At 45.7% G+C, this 359-nt stretch carries 2 tRNA genes; both read left to right on the top strand.

Annotated elements, in window-relative coordinates:
* Nucleotides 1–82 precede the first annotated feature (82 nt).
* Nucleotides 83–157 (top strand) — tRNA-Ile (locus FC37_RS02850).
* A 59-nt stretch (nucleotides 158–216) separates the two neighbouring features.
* Nucleotides 217–289: transfer RNA gene (locus FC37_RS02845), tRNA-Ala, on the top strand.
* Nucleotides 290–359: the final 70 nt, after the last annotated feature.

Here is a 359-nt window from a genome sequence, read left to right as displayed (position 1 = left end):
GCAAGCGGAAGCACACTGAGAAACTTTGTTTAGTTTTGAGGGTAGTACCTCAAAGATTTGAATAAAACGCCAAGCGTTAGTCGGGCCTATAGCTCAGCTGGTTTAGAGCGCACGCCTGATAAGCGTGAGGTCGATGGTTCAAGTCCATTTAGGCCCATTGACATAACGGCAAAAAAGCGCTAAAGTTATGTCTGGCTGAAAAAAAGAAAAGACCTTGGGGGCTTAGCTCAGTTGGGAGAGCACCTGCTTTGCACGCAGGAGGTCATCGGTTCGAACCCGTTAGCCTCCATTGATCCGAAAGGATCAAAGAGCTAGTACATTGAAAACTGAATATAATCCAAGCAAAAAACCGAGACAAT

Origin of the sequence: Lactobacillus gallinarum DSM 10532 = JCM 2011, assembly GCF_001434975.1 — a bacterium.
GTDB lineage: Bacteria > Bacillota > Bacilli > Lactobacillales > Lactobacillaceae > Lactobacillus > Lactobacillus gallinarum.
The sequence above is the reverse complement of the archived record's forward strand: the minus strand, read 5'-3'. Positions and strand labels throughout refer to the sequence as shown.